Source organism: Enterococcus sp. DIV0086 (assembly GCF_050498705.1).
Classification (GTDB): Bacteria; Bacillota; Bacilli; order Lactobacillales; family Enterococcaceae; genus Enterococcus; species Enterococcus faecalis.
The window spans coordinates 1,176,196-1,192,356 of record NZ_JBNIDN010000001.1 but is presented as its reverse complement, the minus strand read 5'-3'; the positions used below and the strand labels follow the sequence as shown (position 1 = coordinate 1,192,356).

Genomic DNA, 16,161 nt, shown 5'->3' with positions numbered 1-16,161 from the left:
GAATAAGATGAAAAAACGTACATTATGGTCAGTAATTACTGTAGCAGTAGCTGTCTTAGTTTTAGGGGCTTGCGGCAATAAAAAGAGTGATGACTCGGTCTTGAAAGTTGGAGCTTCACCAGTTCCACATGCAGAGATTTTAGAACATGTAAAACCTTTATTAGAAAAAGAAGGCGTAAAATTAGAAGTGACGACTTATACAGATTACGTGCTACCTAACAAGGCGTTGGAAAGTGGCGATATCGATGCCAACTATTTCCAACATGTGCCGTTCTTTAATGAAGCGGTTAAAGAAAATGATTATGACTTTGTGAATGCAGGTGCGATTCATTTAGAACCAGTTGGGCTTTACTCGAAAAAATACAAATCGTTACAAGAAATTCCTGATGATTCAACGATTTACGTTAGCTCTTCCGTTTCAGATTGGCCACGTGTTTTAACGATTTTAGAAGATGCTGGTTTAATCACGCTGAAAGAAGGGGTAGACCGGACAACTGCTACTTTCGATGATATTGATAAAAATACTAAAAAGTTGAAATTCAATCATGAAAGTGATCCAGCAATCATGACCACTCTTTATGACAATGAAGAAGGGGCTGCGGTTTTAATTAACTCAAACTTTGCCGTGGATCAAGGATTAAATCCGAAAAAAGATGCGATTGCCTTAGAAAAAGAAAGTTCACCTTATGCCAATATTATTGCGGTTCGTAAAGAAGACGAAAACAACGAAAATGTAAAAAAATTAGTCAAAGTGTTACGTAGCAAAGAAGTCCAAGATTGGATTACGAAAAAATGGAACGGTGCCATTGTTCCAGTCAATGAATAAAAAGAAAAAGACAATAGAATAAAAACTTGAGGTCGGGACAGGCGTGTTAAGCTTCAAGAAATAAGAAGAAAGTTCTGAAAGATGCTTTTTGTCTCTCAAGGACGTTCAGCTTATTTCCGAAGAAGCTGCTCCTGTCCCGTTGTTTATTTAAAATTTTAAAGCTAGGCAGATACATCATGTTGATTTACTTGCCAAGTCTAAGTTTTTTTCTTTTAAAAAAGGACTATAAATGATAAAGTTACAAGGAATTTCTTAATTATCAGGAAAATTCAGGGACTATGCATAGGCATTTGCATTAGTTATTGTTATAATAATTAAGATAGATTTTTTGGAATGGAGGGAAAAAGATGTTACGTTTTTTTCCGCAAAAAAATAAATATGTAGAAGAAGCAAGCCAGTACGCCTTTGATAAAGAAGGCCAAATTCCGCAGCACATTGCCATTATTATGGACGGAAATGGCCGGTGGGCACAGAATCGAAGACTGCCGAGAATTGCTGGACATAAAGAAGGCATGGATACGGTCAAAAAAATAACGAAGCATGCTAGTCATTTAGGCGTTAAAGTTTTAACACTTTATGCATTTTCAACGGAAAATTGGAAGAGACCAACAGATGAAGTCAATTTCTTAATGCAATTGCCTGTTGATTTTTTTGATACATTCGTGCCTGAATTAATTAAGGAAAATGTTAAAGTCAATGTAATGGGCTACCAAGAGTTTCTACCAAGCCATACGCAAGATGCTGTTAAGCGGGCCATTGAGCAAACCAAGGACAATACGGGCATGGTTTTGAACTTTGCTTTAAATTATGGGGCGCGTGCGGAGCTACTAACTGCCATGAAACAGATTGCTGCAGAGGTTTCAGAAAAAACATATACGGCAGATGAGATTACAGAAGAAACAATCGCAGATCACTTAATGACTGGCTTTTTACCCACGGAACTTCGTGATCCAGAATTGTTGATTCGAACAAGTGGGGAAGAGAGAATTAGTAATTTCTTGCTATGGCAAATTGCTTATAGCGAGTTGTTTTTTACAAAAGCATTATGGCCTGATTTTTCAGGGGACACTTTAGAAACCGCGATTGCTTCTTTCCAAAATCGTAATCGTCGTTTTGGAGGTCTAAAAGAAACTACAGAAACAGAAGGGAGCGATCCGCAGTGAGACAACGTGTCATCACAGCTATCGTCGCATTAATCATCTTTATTCCAATTATCTGGTATGGTGGTTTTGCAATTGAGATTGCCGCTGTTGCTTTGGCAGTAGTCGGCGTGTACGAGTTATTCCGTATGAAAGGATTAACGTTATTAAGTTTTGAAGGTGTTTTATCAGCATTAGGGGCCGTTTTTTTAGTTATCCCAACAATTAAATGGTTAAACTTTTTGCCGGAAATGCAAACAAATTTCATTTTATTTTATGTCACTGTAATGTTGTTGTTAGGTGCTTCGGTAATTTCTAAAAATACATATACGATTGAAGAAGCTGGCTTTCCAGTTATTGTCAGTTTATATGTAGGGATGGGGTTCCAGAACTTTATTAGTGCCCGTTCCGCAGGTTTTGAAGTCTTGTTATTTGCTTTATTCATTGTCTGGGCAACGGATATTGGTGCATATCTATTTGGACGCCGATTTGGTCGTCATAAATTGATGCCAGATGTTTCACCCAACAAGACAATAGAAGGTGCACTTGGTGGTATTTTATCAGCCGTGGTTGTAGCAGCGTTGTTTTTAGTTTTCACAGCTAATAAAGGGCTATTTCCTTATCCAATGCCGGTGATGCTCGTATTGACGGTTCTATTTTCTATAGTAGGGCAATTCGGTGATTTGGTTGAATCTTCTATCAAACGTCATTATGGCGTGAAAGACTCTGGTAACATCTTGCCAGGACATGGCGGTATTTTAGATCGTTTTGATAGTTTATTATTTGTTTTCCCAATTATGCACTTATGTGGATTATTTTAAATTGATTAACAAAATTTAAAAAAGTATCGTCAAATAAGCAAAAATCCAGAAGAGTCTCTCTTCTGGATTTTTACTGTTTATTGAGATAATGCGTGAAACACTGACAGGGTATGTTTGAGATAAGTTTAATTTTAAACATTCGGTGGTTTTACTCTTTAATTGACAATAGCCTTCTCTTTAAAGAGAAGGCTATCTAACGAATCAATATTATTATTTTAAAGTTGGATCAGACTATTTCTAGTATTCAAGTATTTTTCATTTAAGCGATGTATTCCCTACCTCTAATACATCCTTGTATCTCTCTAGACACGCCAGTTTTGAATAAAATCATCAAAACAATTGAATGGTTCGTTTAAAAATATTTTTCGTGTTCTAATTATTATAACATAAAACTCGTCAACTGACCACTAGCTGACGAGTTCATAATTTTTCCAGATAAATAGACAGCCGTTTTCCGCCGACTGTCTAAGATTAAGATAGATTTGTAAAGAAGTGAATAAATGCTTCCTACTATCTCTTTATAACATGAGGAAAAGAAAACTGCAAAAGATAGCTGTGTTTTTTGAAAAAAAGATCAGCTGGTTTCCGCCAGCTGATCATCCGTTGAAAAGAGATATAAAGAAGTGAATAAAGCTTGCTTTACCTCTATTTTATACCATGTTTTGATTCAAATAACTATTCAGTATTAGTTATACTTAAATAATAAATATGTATACGGATGTATTGTTTTGAGGTATAGTCATAGAGAAAAGAGGGAACGTTTATGAAAAAATTTTGTTTAAGTTATAGCTCTGGTAAAGATTGTTTATTGGCGATGGATCGATTGGTACAAGCAGGAAATCAGCCAGTTGCGTTAGTGACAACATTAAGTGATGAAATTAATCGTTCTTGGTTTCACGGCATACCAATCTCCGTCTTAGAAGCAGCAGCCGAAGCGTTAGATTTACCACTTGTTATATCACATAACAATGAAACAAATTACACAGAAAAAGTGGTTGAGGCACTGCAGGAAACCAAAAAATTAGGTGCAGAAACGGTTTGTTTTGGCGATATAGATATTGAACAAAATGGTGCTTGGGATCGCCAAGTTGCGTTAAGTGCTGGACTTGAACCACAATTACCTCTTTGGCAGGAAAATCGCGAAGCACTTGTGAAAGAATTCTTGGCAAAAGGGTACACAGCAATTATCAAAACGGTCAGCAAAGAGGCAGGCATTCCAATAAAATTTTTAGGAGAACCGTTAAATGAAACATTTATCACGTACCTTAAAGAGCATCAATTAGATATTTGCGGAGAAAACGGGGAGTACCATACGTTGGTAATTGACGGCCCGCTATTTAAAAAGAGGCTCAATTATTATACTTCAGGAATTTATGAAAGTCCTTATGCTTATTCTTTGATTATTGATGCTTAAATGAAAGTAAAAGGACACAAGCTGCCACTTTTTCTAGGGATATGCTATAATTGACTTAAGAAAAGTAGAGAAAGTGAGTGGTTAATTATGGAAGAAACTGTCTTTTTTAATTTAGGAAATGCCCTTGCTTCAAAAAGAGATCAAAAAGAATTAATTAAAGAAGCCCAAATTGCGAAAGATACTCGAAAGATTCCAGGAAAACTGATTATCGTTGAAGATGAAGAAAATGGTACCCATATTTTATTTGAATTAGCTGATCAAACAGAACCGTCTACTGAAACAAAAGAATTCAAAGTGAAAAAAGTGATTGATTAATAAAAAAGCAACGAATTTTTCTAAATTCGTTGCTTTTTTATATTTTTTTACACAAATGATACAAAAAGAATATCAAAATCAAATAAATGATTAGTATACTTGAAGAAACAAATAGGAAGCAAAGCAAACGTTTTGAGGTGTTCTTTCATGGAAAATCGAGGAATTTTATTTGATAAAGATGGTACGTGTATTCGTTTTGACACTCTTTGGCAAGCAGGTTTGCAAGCTTGTTTTGAAACACTAAGTATGTTAGCCCCTCATCATTCAGCAGAAATAAAAAAGATACTAGCTATTCAGGAGCAACGTTTTTTGCAAAAACATTTACTTGATGAAGTCCTTTATCAGGAACTTTATCAGGAATTGGCGCAATTTGAGGAATTAGTCGAACAGGGAATCAGCAGTCGATGGCTGGAGCAATTTTTTTATGATTATTTACGAAAAAATCTGAAAAAGATTGAACCAATTGGTGATTTAAAACAGTTATTTCTTGAGCTAAAACGGAAGAACTATAAAATTGGATTAGCAACTTCAGATACTTTGCCAGCGACTATGTTGATTATGGAATATCTTGGTTTAACAGAAATGTTTGATTTTATTGCGACAGGAGATCGTTACTTACCGAAACCAGATGCGGACATGCTCCAAGCCTTTTGTCAGTCATGTCAATTGAAGGCGACAGAAGTAATTATGGTAGGTGATTCGCTCGTGGATGTTTTCATGGGAACGTGTCATGGCAAAGCAGGAATTGGTGTTTTAACCGGCAACTGCCAGTCAACTGATTTTAAAAAGTTTGAAGTAGCTTATTTTCGTGATATCCATGAAATACCTTATCAAGAATTATGGGAAAATACCAAGAATAAAAAAATCCTGAAAAGATGACGAGTCTTTTCAGGATTTTTTTATTAATCTAATTGAAGCAATTGCCGTTTCTTTTGTTGAAATTCTTCTTCTGTTAGAATTCCTTCATCAACTAACAGTTTTAAATTTCTTAACTCAGCCATTACGTCTTCAATAGCGCTAGGTGAGTTTTTTTGTGAATCAAATAGCTTTGGTTCAATCGGTTGGTTTTTATCACTCTTTATAGGAGTTGGTATTTCTGCGAAAAATCTAAAAACTTCGACCGCCGCCACCGAATGTGCCGCCGCCAGTTGAGTGGGTGGTGCTACCACCACCGCCCATTCCGCCACTGCCGCCATTGTTTTTAGGAATACGACGCGTAGTGATGAAAGAGTTGGTTAACTGATCTGTGCGGGAGGTTAAGTTTAAAGTTGTTTTTTCCCTAAAGGGATATTGATAACTTGAAAATTTTAATTGATATTTAGAAATATTAATGCCTAAGAAGACCAAACTGAGTATCAGCGCAGCAGCAAAAGCAATTACCATTTCCAGCGGGGTAATGACTTTATAACGAGTGATTTTACCTGTTTCGCTGTCCACACGATAGTGCCCCCCAGGAACCCCTTTATTAACAAATGCTTGAGTTTCCTGAACAAAGGTTTGAGCAGCCGCGAAATAATTTCCTTGACTCATATTATCCCATATTTTATCTAAGGTATCATCAATTCGTGCATCTGTCATATAATCAATCATGTTTCCAGAAGTAGAGATGTAGATTTTCCGTAAGTCCATATCAATGAGAAAAAGAATCGCATTTTGGTCCTTGCCAACTTTATTTAAAAGATAATGATCTGCATAGTCTTGTTCATCACCATAAGTATTATTATTTGTGGTCACAATAAAGACAGAGGCTTTTGTTTTTTCTTCTAAAGGTTGTATCTCTTGTTTTAGTTGGTTGATTTGATCAGGTGTCAGTAATTGTGCGCCATCATCAATTGAATTTTCAGCCGCCGAAACGGGTAGGGCAAGGCCAAAGGTAAGAAGTATTAGGAAAAAAATAGGTAAAAGTCGTTTTTTCATAGGAAATAACCTCCTAATAAAAAGAGTGCTAAGAGTCCAGCGAAAATGCCTAACGTTGCTAGCCCTAAACGAGTGTAACTAATTGGAAGCACACCGCTTACTTTACCTGTTTGTCCATTCATGGCATAATAATAAACTTTTTTTGATTGTTCCTGACTTCGATAGGTGACTAACCAAATTGGTAAAAGCATATAGTGATTATTTTCTTGGTTTAGAGAAATATCCGTGCGAACATTTGTCAACGTAGTATAACCAGAAGCAGAGTCCCGTAACAATGATTCCGAATAATCTTGTAATTCTTGTTGGACGTGTTTTTTGATTGCTTCATATTCAATATCGCGTTTTTCTGCTTGAAAACCTGCTAGGTATTGGCTTTTGAAAGGCACTGCTTGATCAATTAAAAATGGTTGAACGCCTTCCACCATTTTTTGTTGGACGTTTTTTGACAAGGCATTTTTAACTAATTCTTTAAACGATAATTTTCCTGAACGTCCCACATTGAAACGTTTTGTTTCGGTGTATTCAATATCACCTACGCGCCAAATGCGAATACTTGTGCCAGTAGCTTGCAGTTGTCCGTCGACTTCTGCATCAACGACCCAATAGGGGAAGTAAACCCCAGTTAATTTATCGATTTGATTTTTGCTGAAAAAATCTCGAGGAATGAACCATTTTTTCTTGGTCCAAGCGAGAAATTTTTCAATCGCTTCGTCTTTTTCAATTGTAAAGGGTAAGACGTTTTCTGGTAAAAATTCGCCACTTAATCGACCAGCCAAGACAACTGGATTATGGCAATAATAACAGTATGTGGCTGCCGTTGTTGCATCGGTGACAATTTGAGCGCCACAGCTTGGACAATTAAAAATTTCCATTGTGCCTGCATCGGCAGTTGTTTCATTCTCAGTGGTCTCTGTTTGTTGCGTAGCGGAGGATTCTTCTTCCGCCGTGAAAGTCAAATTTTCCTCGGCAGTCGTTGTTGAGGGATTCTCTAAATGCGCCTCATGTTGCTGTTGCTCATAACGAGTCACTTCTTCTTCCGTGTAAATATTTAAACAATATTCACAATGAAATTTTTGATCTTTGGGATTAAATAAGAGCGGGCCGCCACAGTTGGGGCATTTATGGGTAAATGTTGTTTCCATTGCAACCGTCCTTTCTAATAGAGTGAGTAAATAACAGGAATCTGATTCAAAGAAAAAGGGTAGACTTGTGCCTGACCCTTTTCTTTAATTGTTCACTACTTGCTTATAAAGGAACCCCTTGGAATGGTTTACCACAATGTGGACAGAACTTAGGAATACCATTACTTAAGTCAACAATTTCGCTACATTCACTACATTTCATTTCTAATTTTGGTTTTTCGTTTGTTGGTTTTGGTGTACCACAGTTTGAACAAAACTTCCCAGTGTTTTCAGTCCCACATTGTGGGCAAGTCCAAGTGTCTGTAGCCCCTTGTGCATTTTGCTGGTTTTGTTTTTCTTGCATTTGTTGTTGGTTTGTTTGAGATGCTTGCGCAAAGTAGTTGCCATTCGCATTCATGCCCATACCAACGCCCATAAAGCCGCTCATTGCGCCACCTTCATTTTTACCAGCAGCCTCCATACCACGAGCCAAGGAACCTTGAACATAGCCTTCGCGAACACCTGGATCGCTGAGCATAGCACCTTCATTTCGCATGTTGATTAATTTTGTTGAATCATCTGTATAAGAAATGCTCGCAACTGCTACAGAAACAATTTCCATGCCGCGATTGGTGCGCCAATCCTCGTCAAGCGCAGTTTGCATATATTTACTTAATTCAACACTTTTTGAGGGAACATAAGAAATACGTTGTCCATCAGCAGACATTTGATTGATGGCTGCTTGCAATGCTGTAATGAACTCTGCCAAATATTGTTCATTAATATCATTAATATCTACTTGCGTTTGATTTTTAGGAATCGCATTAGTATAAAATAGTAAAGGATCTGTAATTTTAATTGAGTAATTTCCGTGTGCACGTAAGAAAAGTTCGGCATTATAAAAATTATCAAAATAGTTTAATGGCGCAGGTGTTCCAAATTTAATGCCTTTAATTTCTTGCAAGTTAATATAAAAAACTTGTTGTTTTTGTGGAGTTACGCCACCAAATTTGAAACGACTGAAGGTCTCTGCAATCGCATCTTTTAAAGAACCGTTAAACATTGAAGGCGCAGAATCATTTTTGACTGTATAATAGCCTTCTTCAGCAGTGTAATCGATGATTTTGCCCCCATCGACAAGAAGCATCATCATGTTGGGATAGACATGTACAACAGAACCATCTGTTAAAACATCGTCCGTTCCTTTACGATTAGAACCACGTTTATCATCTTTACGTACAAAAACACCTTTTGTCATGACGGTTGTGTCTCCCATATTATCAGGTTCAATAACCTCTAGCCATTGATCGGCCAAGCCACCGCCAACTGAACTTGTTGCTGCTTTAATAAGTCCCATGTTCATTCCTCCTAATAAAAAACTAATTGTTACAGCTAGTATACCACACAATGAATGCAGAGAAATCCAACGAAAGCCTGATGAAATGGAAAAAATTGATCAAACTTTATTAAGAAATTAAAAAAAGTATAGGTGAAACACAAGCATTTTAAAAAAAGTTACGTATAATAGAAGAAAAGACATATTATATAGTTAGGGGATTATTGAATGGAACGAAGCAATCGTAATAAAAAATCTTCAAAAAAACCACTTATTCTTGGTGTTTCTGCCTTGGTTCTAATCGCTGCTGCCGGTGGCGGGTATTATGCTTATAGTCAATGGCAAGCCAAACAAGAATTAGCCGAAGCGAAGAAAACAGCTACTACATTTTTAAACGTATTGTCAAAACAGGAATTTGATAAGTTACCGTCCGTTGTTCAAGAAGCTAGCTTAAAGAAAAATGGCTATGATACTAAATCTGTTGTTGAAAAATACCAAGCAATTTATTCAGGGATTCAAGCAAAAGGAGTCAAAGCTAGTGATGTTCAAGTCAAAAAGGCGAAAGACAATCAATACACATTTACCTATAAATTATCGATGAGTACCCCTTTAGGCGAAATGAAAGATTTGTCTTATCAATCAAGTATCGCCAAAAAAGGCGATACCTACCAAATCGCTTGGAAGCCGTCTTTAATTTTTCCAGATATGTCAGGAAATGATAAAATTTCGATTCAAGTAGATAATGCCAAACGTGGAGAAATTGTCGATCGTAATGGTAGTGGGCTAGCAATTAACAAAGTGTTTGACGAAGTGGGCGTAGTGCCTGGCAAACTCGGTTCTGGCGCAGAAAAAACAGCCAATATCAAAGCTTTTAGTGATAAATTCGGCGTTTCTGTTGATGAAATCAATCAAAAGTTAAGCCAAGGGTGGGTCCAAGCAGACTCCTTTGTACCAATCACAGTCGCTTCTGAACCAGTGACAGAATTACCAACAGGGGCTGCGACAAAAGATACAGAGTCACGTTATTATCCGCTGGGGGAAGCAGCTGCGCAATTAATCGGGTATACGGGCACCATTACTGCAGAAGATATTGAAAAAAATCCAGAGTTAAGTAGTACGGGCGTAATTGGTAAAACTGGCTTAGAACGAGCGTTTGATAAAGAATTAAGAGGGCAAGATGGTGGCTCACTAGTTATTTTAGATGACAAAGAGAATGTCAAAAAAGCTTTACAAACCAAAGAGAAAAAAGATGGTCAAACGATTAAATTAACGATTGACAGTGGCGTACAACAACAAGCCTTCGCTATATTTGACAAACGCCCTGGTAGTGCGGTCATTACCGATCCTCAAAAAGGCGATTTATTAGCAACGGTTAGTTCACCTTCGTATGATCCTAATAAAATGGCCAATGGCATTTCTCAAAAAGAATATGATGCTTACAATAACAACAAAGATTTACCATTCACAGCACGTTTTGCGACAGGCTATGCACCAGGCTCTACCTTTAAAACAATTACCGGTGCCATTGGTTTAGATGCAGGGACATTGAAGCCAGATGAAGAGCTAGAAATTAATGGTTTGAAATGGCAAAAAGATAAATCTTGGGGCGGCTATTTTGCGACACGTGTAAAAGAAGCAAGTCCAGTCAATCTGCGTACCGCTTTAGTTAATTCAGATAATATTTATTTTGCCCAACAAACATTACGTATGGGGGAAGACAAATTTAGAGCGGGTCTTAATAAATTCATTTTCGATGAGGAACTAGATTTACCAATTGCCATGACGCCTGCTCAAATTTCAAATGAAGATAAATTTAATTCTGAAATTCTTTTAGCAGATACGGGCTACGGTCAAGGCCAATTGTTAATTTCGCCAATCCAGCAAGCTACCATGTATAGTGTTTTCCAAAATAATGGAACATTGGTCTATCCAAAATTAGTTTTAGACAAAGAAACGAAGAAAAAAGACAATGTAATCAGCGCCAACGCAGCGAATACAATTGCCACAGATCTTTTAGGTAGTGTGGAAGATCCTTCAGGTTATGTTTATAATATGTACAATCCGAACTTCTCATTGGCTGCTAAAACAGGAACAGCTGAAATAAAAGATAAACAAGATACAGATGGCAAAGAAAACAGTTTCCTTCTAACGTTAGATCGTAGTAACAATAAATTCTTAACAATGATTATGGTTGAAAATTCAGGAGAAAATGGTTCTGCAACAGATATCAGTAAACCATTAATTGATTACTTAGAAGCAACCATTAAATAAAAAGAGAAAATGAGCGAAACGAGGTTTCTGTAAAAAGAAACCTCGTTTTCCCTTTTTAGAAAAAGGAAAGTGTGCTACAATGAAGCGACTAAATTGTAGAAGGAAAGGGATTCGTGTGCGAATTTTAGCAATAGATACATCTAACCAAACATTGAGTATTGCTGTGTGTGAAAATCAAAAAATTCTGGGAAGTTATACAGCAACGGTTAAAAGAAATCATAGCTTAACATTAATGCCGGCAATTGACTATTTGATGAGTCAATTGAACTTGGCGCCAACGGCAATTGATCGTTTTGTCGTAGCAGAAGGACCTGGATCATACACTGGTTTACGTTTAGGCGTGACGACTGCCAAAACATTGGCCTATACTTTAAAGAAAGAGCTAGTAGGCATTTCCAGTCTACAAGCGTTAGCTGCCAATTGTGTTGGACAAACCGGTTTAATTGTGCCTCTTTTTGATGCGCGTCGTAAAAACGTCTATGCTGGTGCTTATCGGTTTGTCGATGGCGTGTGGCAAAATGAGTTACCGGACCAACATATTTCCCTGCGGGAGTTATTAGAACAACTAAAAAATGAACCAAATCTTTTTTTTGTTGGTGAAGATGTTGAAAAATTCACTGAAGAAATAGCTCAAATCATTCCTCATGGGGAAATTTGTGATGTCCCGCAATGGCAAATTCCTAATGCTGCAGTTTTGGCTGCGTTAGGTAGTGTGGCTGAGCCTGTTGAAAATGTTCATGGGTTCTTACCTGCGTATTTGAAAAAAGTAGAAGCGGAAGAAAATTGGTTGAAGACACACACGCCTAATGGAGAAAGCTATGTGGAAAAACTTTAATTTTGTGACAAAATACTTTACAAAAAGACGGCAACGGTATATAACTAAAACCATTGCAATGAACCAGCAAGAATTTCAATTGCGTGAAATCACCTACCAAGATATTAAGGATTTACTAGCAATTGAACGTGAAGTTTACGCTGGGGAACTTCCTTGGACGATGTCTGCTTTCATGGCAGAACTTGGCTCAAAAGCGCCGCATCTCTATTTGTTAGCGGAAATTAACGGAAAAACAGCTGGCTTTATTGGTTGTCGGATTCAAGGAACGGATGCACACATTACGAATGTCGCTGTCCATACAGCATACCAAGGCTTAGGTTTAGGTCGTTCTTTAATAGAAGAAACGCGAATTTTTGCCAAGAAAAATCGTTGTGAAACCTTATCGCTAGAAGTACGAATGAGTAATGTTAAAGCCCAACGTTTATATCGAAAAATTGGCTTTGTCTCACAAACGGTGAAAAAAGGCTATTATGACGAAAATAATGAAGACGCACTAGAAATGATAATTGATTTAAAAGAAGAGTGAAGAAAAAATGTTAGTAACAAAAAAAGAAATATCTGTAGCAAATATTGGTGAAGAATTATGGCGTTTTAGTAATTCTTCTTATACAACTGGCTCCCCTTGGACAGAAACACAATTTGCGGAAGATTTTGCTCAGGAAAATAGCGAATATCTTTTTTTAGTTGAAAATGGCCAGTGGTTAGGTTATATTGCCTATCATTTTATTTTAGATGAAGCAGAAATTAGTCACGTTGTTGTGAATGGTCAGAAACAACACCAAGGAATTGGTTGTCAGTTAATGAAAGCTTTTAAAGAATATGTTAAAAGTCGTGACATTACACAAATTTTCTTAGAGGTCAGAGAATCGAATACACTAGCTCAAAAACTTTATGAGAAAACAGGTTTTCGGAAAGTAGCTGTTCGAAAAAATTATTATAAAGAACCTCAAGAAAATGCCTTTGTAATGTGTGCGAAATTAAGGAAGGAAGCCCAATGACAATTTTTACAAAAGAACGTAAATTATTATTAGCTGTGGAAAGTAGCTGTGATGAAACAAGTGTGGCTGTCATTGAAGATGGCGACAAAATTCTTTCCAATATCGTAGCTTCGCAAATTAAGAGCCATCAACGTTTTGGTGGAGTCGTTCCAGAAGTTGCGAGTCGTCATCATGTTGAACAAGTGACAATCTGTATTGAAGAAGCATTAACAGAAGCAAAAGTCACACCAGAAGAGCTTAGTGGCGTTGCTGTGACCTATGGGCCTGGGTTAGTCGGTGCTTTATTAATAGGACTTTCTGCAGCAAAAGCATTTGCTTGGGCGCACCAATTACCACTTATTCCAGTCAATCATATGGCTGGGCACATTTATGCTGCCCGTTTTGTAGCACCGCTCGAATTTCCATTGATGGCCTTACTCGTTAGTGGGGGACATACGGAATTGGTCTACATGAAAGAAGATGGCTCTTTCGAAATTGTTGGTGAAACACGTGATGATGCAGCTGGTGAAGCGTATGATAAAGTCGGACGTGTGTTAGGATTGCCTTATCCTAGTGGCAAAGAGATTGATGCTTTGGCCCATGAAGGCACAGATACCTATCAATTTCCACGGGCGATGCTAAAAGAGGATAACTATGACTTTAGTTTTAGTGGCTTAAAAAGTGCGTTTATTAACACGGTTCATAATGCAGAGCAACGTGGTGAAGCACTGTCTACAAAGGATTTAGCCGCAAGTTTTCAGGCGAGTGTGGTAGAAGTATTAGTGACTAAAACCATTCGTGCTTGTCAAGAATATCCTGTTAAACAATTGCTAATTGCTGGGGGCGTTGCTGCGAATCAAGGATTACGAGAAGCAATGAGACATGCAATCAGTGAACAATTACCAGCAGTAACATTACTTATTCCGCCATTAAAACTTTGTGGGGATAACGCGGCGATGATTGGCGCTGCCGCTTTTATCGAAGCTGAAAAGAATCACTTTGCTTCGTATAACTTAAATGCAGAACCTGGCGTTAGTTTTATGACAATTAGTGAAGAAGGCTAGCCAGCTAGACAAAAATTTGCTATAATGAAGCCAGTTTAACAATGACATTCGATGATAAAGAGAGTACTTATTTCAACGTCAGCTTAGCGATCTTGGGAAGGTGGGAGCCAAGAGTGATCGGAATGAGGAAGCGCACTTTTAGAATTCTGCTGAAAGCAGACGGCAATCACCGTTATCGATGAAGCAGGTCTATCCAAGTAGTATAGACAATTAGAGTGGTACCGCGGGTAAATTCTCGTCTCTGACAAAACAAATCATTTTGTTTTGTCAGAGACGTTTTTGTTTTTTTATACTTACAAATTAATCAGGAGGGTTCTTATGAACAACAAAGAAATCGTAGCAAAAGCGTTACATGATGTTTTAAATGAAGAATTAACGATGGATCAAATCGAACAATTATTGGAAAATCCTAAATCTGTTGATCATGGAGATGTTGCTTTTCCAGCCTTTTCATTAGCTAAAATTTATCGTAAAGCACCACAACAAATTGCAGCAGAATTAGCAGAAAAAATTGATGGCACAAATTTTGAAAAAATTGAAGTGGTGGGACCTTATTTAAACTTCTTCATGAATAAAGAAGCAGTCAGTCAAGCTGTTATTGGCGAAGTAGTCAAAGAAAAAAACAACTACGGAAACAGTACCTTTGGTAATAATGGCAATGTTCCTATTGATATGTCTTCACCAAACATTGCTAAACCAATTTCTATGGGGCACTTACGTTCTACGGTAATCGGGAATTCAATTGCTTTTATTTTAGAAAAAATTGGGTATCAGCCAATTCGGATTAACCACTTAGGTGACTGGGGTACACAGTTTGGTAAGTTAATTGTAGCTTATAAAAAATGGGGTTCTGAAGAAGCAGTCCGCCAACAACCAATTAATGAATTATTGCGCTTATATGTGCAATTTCATGAAGAAGCAGAAGAAAAACCAGAATTAGAAGACGAAGCACGTGCTTGGTTTAAAAAATTAGAAGAAGGAGACCAAGAAGCTAATGAATTATGGAAATGGTTCCGTAGCGAGTCTCTAAAAGAATTTGATAAAATCTATTCCATGTTAGAAGTTGAATTTGATTCATACAATGGCGAAGCCTTTTATAATGATAAAATGGATGAAATTGTTACTTTATTAGAAGAAAAACATTTATTAACAGAAAATCAAGGTGCAGAAATTGTTGATTTGACAGAATATAATTTAAATCCAGCACTTATTCGTAAATCAGATGGTGCGACGTTATATATCACACGGGATTTAGCTGCTGCGCTTTACCGTAAACGGACGTATGATTTTGCCAAATCACTTTATGTAGTCGGCAACGAACAAAGCAATCACTTCAAACAATTAAAAGCAGTCTTGAAAGAACTAGGATTTGAATGGTCAGATGATATGGAACACATTCCGTTTGGTTTAATTACTCAAGGCGGTAAAAAATTATCCACACGTAAAGGGAAAATCGTTTTATTAGAAGAAGTATTGAATGAAGCTGTTACTTTAGCAGGAAATCAAATTAACGAGAAAAACCCAGACTTAGCAAATCGTGAAGAAGTGGCGAAACAAGTAGGTGTAGGTGCAGTTATTTTCCATGACCTTAAAAATGATCGTCTAAATAATTTCGATTTTGTATTAGATGAAGTTGTTCGTTTTGAAGGCGAAACTGGGCCATATGTTCAATATACACATGCTCGTGCGATGAGTATTTTACGTAAAGCAAACTTTACACCAGACGCTACACAACGTTATGCACTAAATGACAAGGATAGCTGGGAAGTCGTGAAGTTGTTACAAAAATTCCCTGAAACTGTGATGCAAGCTGCTGAAAAATATGAACCATCTGTTATTGCGAAACATAGCATTCATTTAGCACAAGCGTTCAATAAATATTATGCCCATGTTCGGATTTTGGATGAAGATGCTCAAAAAGAGGCACGCTTAGCGTTAGTTTATGCAGTAGCTACTGTTCTAAAAGAAGATTTACGTTTACTAGGGTTACATGCACCAGAAGAAATGTAGAAGTTTTTGTGAAAATTTTACTGCGTTGAACGCTAAACTTATTAAGCAAATATTAAAGTTAAGTTACAGATTGAGAAATTCATAGTAATTAAATAGCTGGGGTGCTATACTCGAG

General features: G+C 37.1%; 16 protein-coding genes and 1 other annotated feature. Of the genes, 12 read left to right on the top strand and 4 right to left on the bottom strand.

Translation table 11 applies throughout. The features are described from left to right. The first annotated feature begins 7 nt into the window (after positions 1 to 7). From IGI63_RS05760 to IGI63_RS05735, 6 genes are all read left to right on the top strand, one after another. A complete protein-coding gene (locus IGI63_RS05760; protein WP_002364463.1) occupies positions 8 to 826 on the top strand; it encodes a MetQ/NlpA family ABC transporter substrate-binding protein in 819 nt (272 codons plus the stop codon). A gap of 347 nt (positions 827 to 1,173) precedes the next feature. Continuing rightward, complete coding sequence (locus IGI63_RS05755) at positions 1,174 to 1,989, top strand: isoprenyl transferase (RefSeq protein ID WP_002356646.1); 816 nt, start codon at positions 1,174 to 1,176, stop codon at positions 1,987 to 1,989. Next, positions 1,986 to 2,786: a phosphatidate cytidylyltransferase gene (locus tag IGI63_RS05750; RefSeq protein WP_002359680.1), complete on the top strand. Its 801-nt coding sequence runs from the start codon at positions 1,986 to 1,988 to the stop codon at positions 2,784 to 2,786. Before IGI63_RS05755 ends, IGI63_RS05750 begins: the two co-directional genes overlap by 4 nt. Before the next feature lie 763 nt (positions 2,787 to 3,549). After that, entirely contained in the window at positions 3,550 to 4,200 is a 651-nt protein-coding gene (locus IGI63_RS05745; RefSeq protein WP_002372215.1) for a diphthine--ammonia ligase, read from the top strand. An 87-nt stretch (positions 4,201 to 4,287) separates the two neighbouring features. Next, positions 4,288 to 4,515: a hypothetical protein gene (locus tag IGI63_RS05740; protein WP_002356649.1), complete on the top strand. Its 228-nt coding sequence runs from the start codon at positions 4,288 to 4,290 to the stop codon at positions 4,513 to 4,515. A 147-nt stretch (positions 4,516 to 4,662) separates the two neighbouring features. Then, positions 4,663 to 5,394, top strand: coding sequence for an HAD family hydrolase (locus tag IGI63_RS05735; RefSeq protein ID WP_429975506.1), 732 nt, complete (start codon positions 4,663 to 4,665; stop codon positions 5,392 to 5,394). 23 nt (positions 5,395 to 5,417) lie between these two features. On the opposite strand, the gene IGI63_RS05730 is transcribed toward IGI63_RS05735, so the two are convergent. The 4 genes from IGI63_RS05730 to IGI63_RS05715 all read right to left on the bottom strand — a co-directional run bounded on the left by IGI63_RS05730 (position 5,418) and on the right by IGI63_RS05715 (position 8,910). Beyond that, positions 5,418 to 5,645: an SHOCT domain-containing protein gene (locus tag IGI63_RS05730; protein ID WP_202565010.1), complete on the bottom strand. Its 228-nt coding sequence runs from the start codon at positions 5,643 to 5,645 to the stop codon at positions 5,418 to 5,420. Further along, positions 5,623 to 6,432: a TPM domain-containing protein gene (locus IGI63_RS05725; RefSeq protein WP_429975505.1), complete on the bottom strand. Its 810-nt coding sequence runs from the start codon at positions 6,430 to 6,432 to the stop codon at positions 5,623 to 5,625. The genes IGI63_RS05730 and IGI63_RS05725 overlap by 23 nt, the downstream gene beginning before the upstream one ends. Then, positions 6,429 to 7,574 (bottom strand): hypothetical protein, encoded by a 1,146-nt coding sequence (locus IGI63_RS05720; protein ID WP_002359695.1) that lies wholly within the window; start codon positions 7,572 to 7,574, stop codon positions 6,429 to 6,431. The genes IGI63_RS05725 and IGI63_RS05720 overlap by 4 nt, the downstream gene beginning before the upstream one ends. A gap of 103 nt (positions 7,575 to 7,677) precedes the next feature. Next, on the bottom strand, positions 7,678 to 8,910 hold the full coding sequence (locus tag IGI63_RS05715) for an SPFH domain-containing protein (protein ID WP_002356656.1): 1,233 nt from the start codon (positions 8,908 to 8,910) through the stop codon (positions 7,678 to 7,680). Between the two features lie 207 nt (positions 8,911 to 9,117). Here IGI63_RS05715 and IGI63_RS05710 point away from each other — a divergent pair, with 207 nt between their 5' ends. The 6 genes from IGI63_RS05710 to argS all read left to right on the top strand — a co-directional run bounded on the left by IGI63_RS05710 (position 9,118) and on the right by argS (position 16,046). Continuing rightward, positions 9,118 to 11,160: a penicillin-binding transpeptidase domain-containing protein gene (locus tag IGI63_RS05710; RefSeq protein ID WP_429975504.1), complete on the top strand. Its 2,043-nt coding sequence runs from the start codon at positions 9,118 to 9,120 to the stop codon at positions 11,158 to 11,160. 115 nt (positions 11,161 to 11,275) lie between these two features. Beyond that, complete coding sequence (tsaB, locus tag IGI63_RS05705) at positions 11,276 to 11,995, top strand: tRNA (adenosine(37)-N6)-threonylcarbamoyltransferase complex dimerization subunit type 1 TsaB (protein ID WP_002388335.1); 720 nt, start codon at positions 11,276 to 11,278, stop codon at positions 11,993 to 11,995. Further along, positions 11,967 to 12,521 (top strand): ribosomal protein S18-alanine N-acetyltransferase, encoded by a 555-nt coding sequence (rimI, locus tag IGI63_RS05700; RefSeq protein ID WP_429975503.1) that lies wholly within the window; start codon positions 11,967 to 11,969, stop codon positions 12,519 to 12,521. The genes tsaB and rimI (IGI63_RS05700) overlap by 29 nt, the downstream gene beginning before the upstream one ends. Before the next feature lie 7 nt (positions 12,522 to 12,528). Further along, entirely contained in the window at positions 12,529 to 12,993 is a 465-nt protein-coding gene (gene rimI, locus IGI63_RS05695) for a ribosomal protein S18-alanine N-acetyltransferase (protein ID WP_002359702.1), read from the top strand. Beyond that, entirely contained in the window at positions 12,990 to 14,036 is a 1,047-nt protein-coding gene (gene tsaD / locus IGI63_RS05690; RefSeq protein WP_002370457.1) for a tRNA (adenosine(37)-N6)-threonylcarbamoyltransferase complex transferase subunit TsaD, read from the top strand. Before rimI (IGI63_RS05695) ends, tsaD begins: the two co-directional genes overlap by 4 nt. A 42-nt stretch (positions 14,037 to 14,078) precedes the next feature. After that, positions 14,079 to 14,282, top strand: a binding site (T-box leader). A gap of 72 nt (positions 14,283 to 14,354) precedes the next feature. After that, complete coding sequence (argS, locus tag IGI63_RS05685; protein WP_002372206.1) at positions 14,355 to 16,046, top strand: arginine--tRNA ligase; 1,692 nt, start codon at positions 14,355 to 14,357, stop codon at positions 16,044 to 16,046. The last annotated feature ends 115 nt before the right edge of the window (positions 16,047 to 16,161 follow it).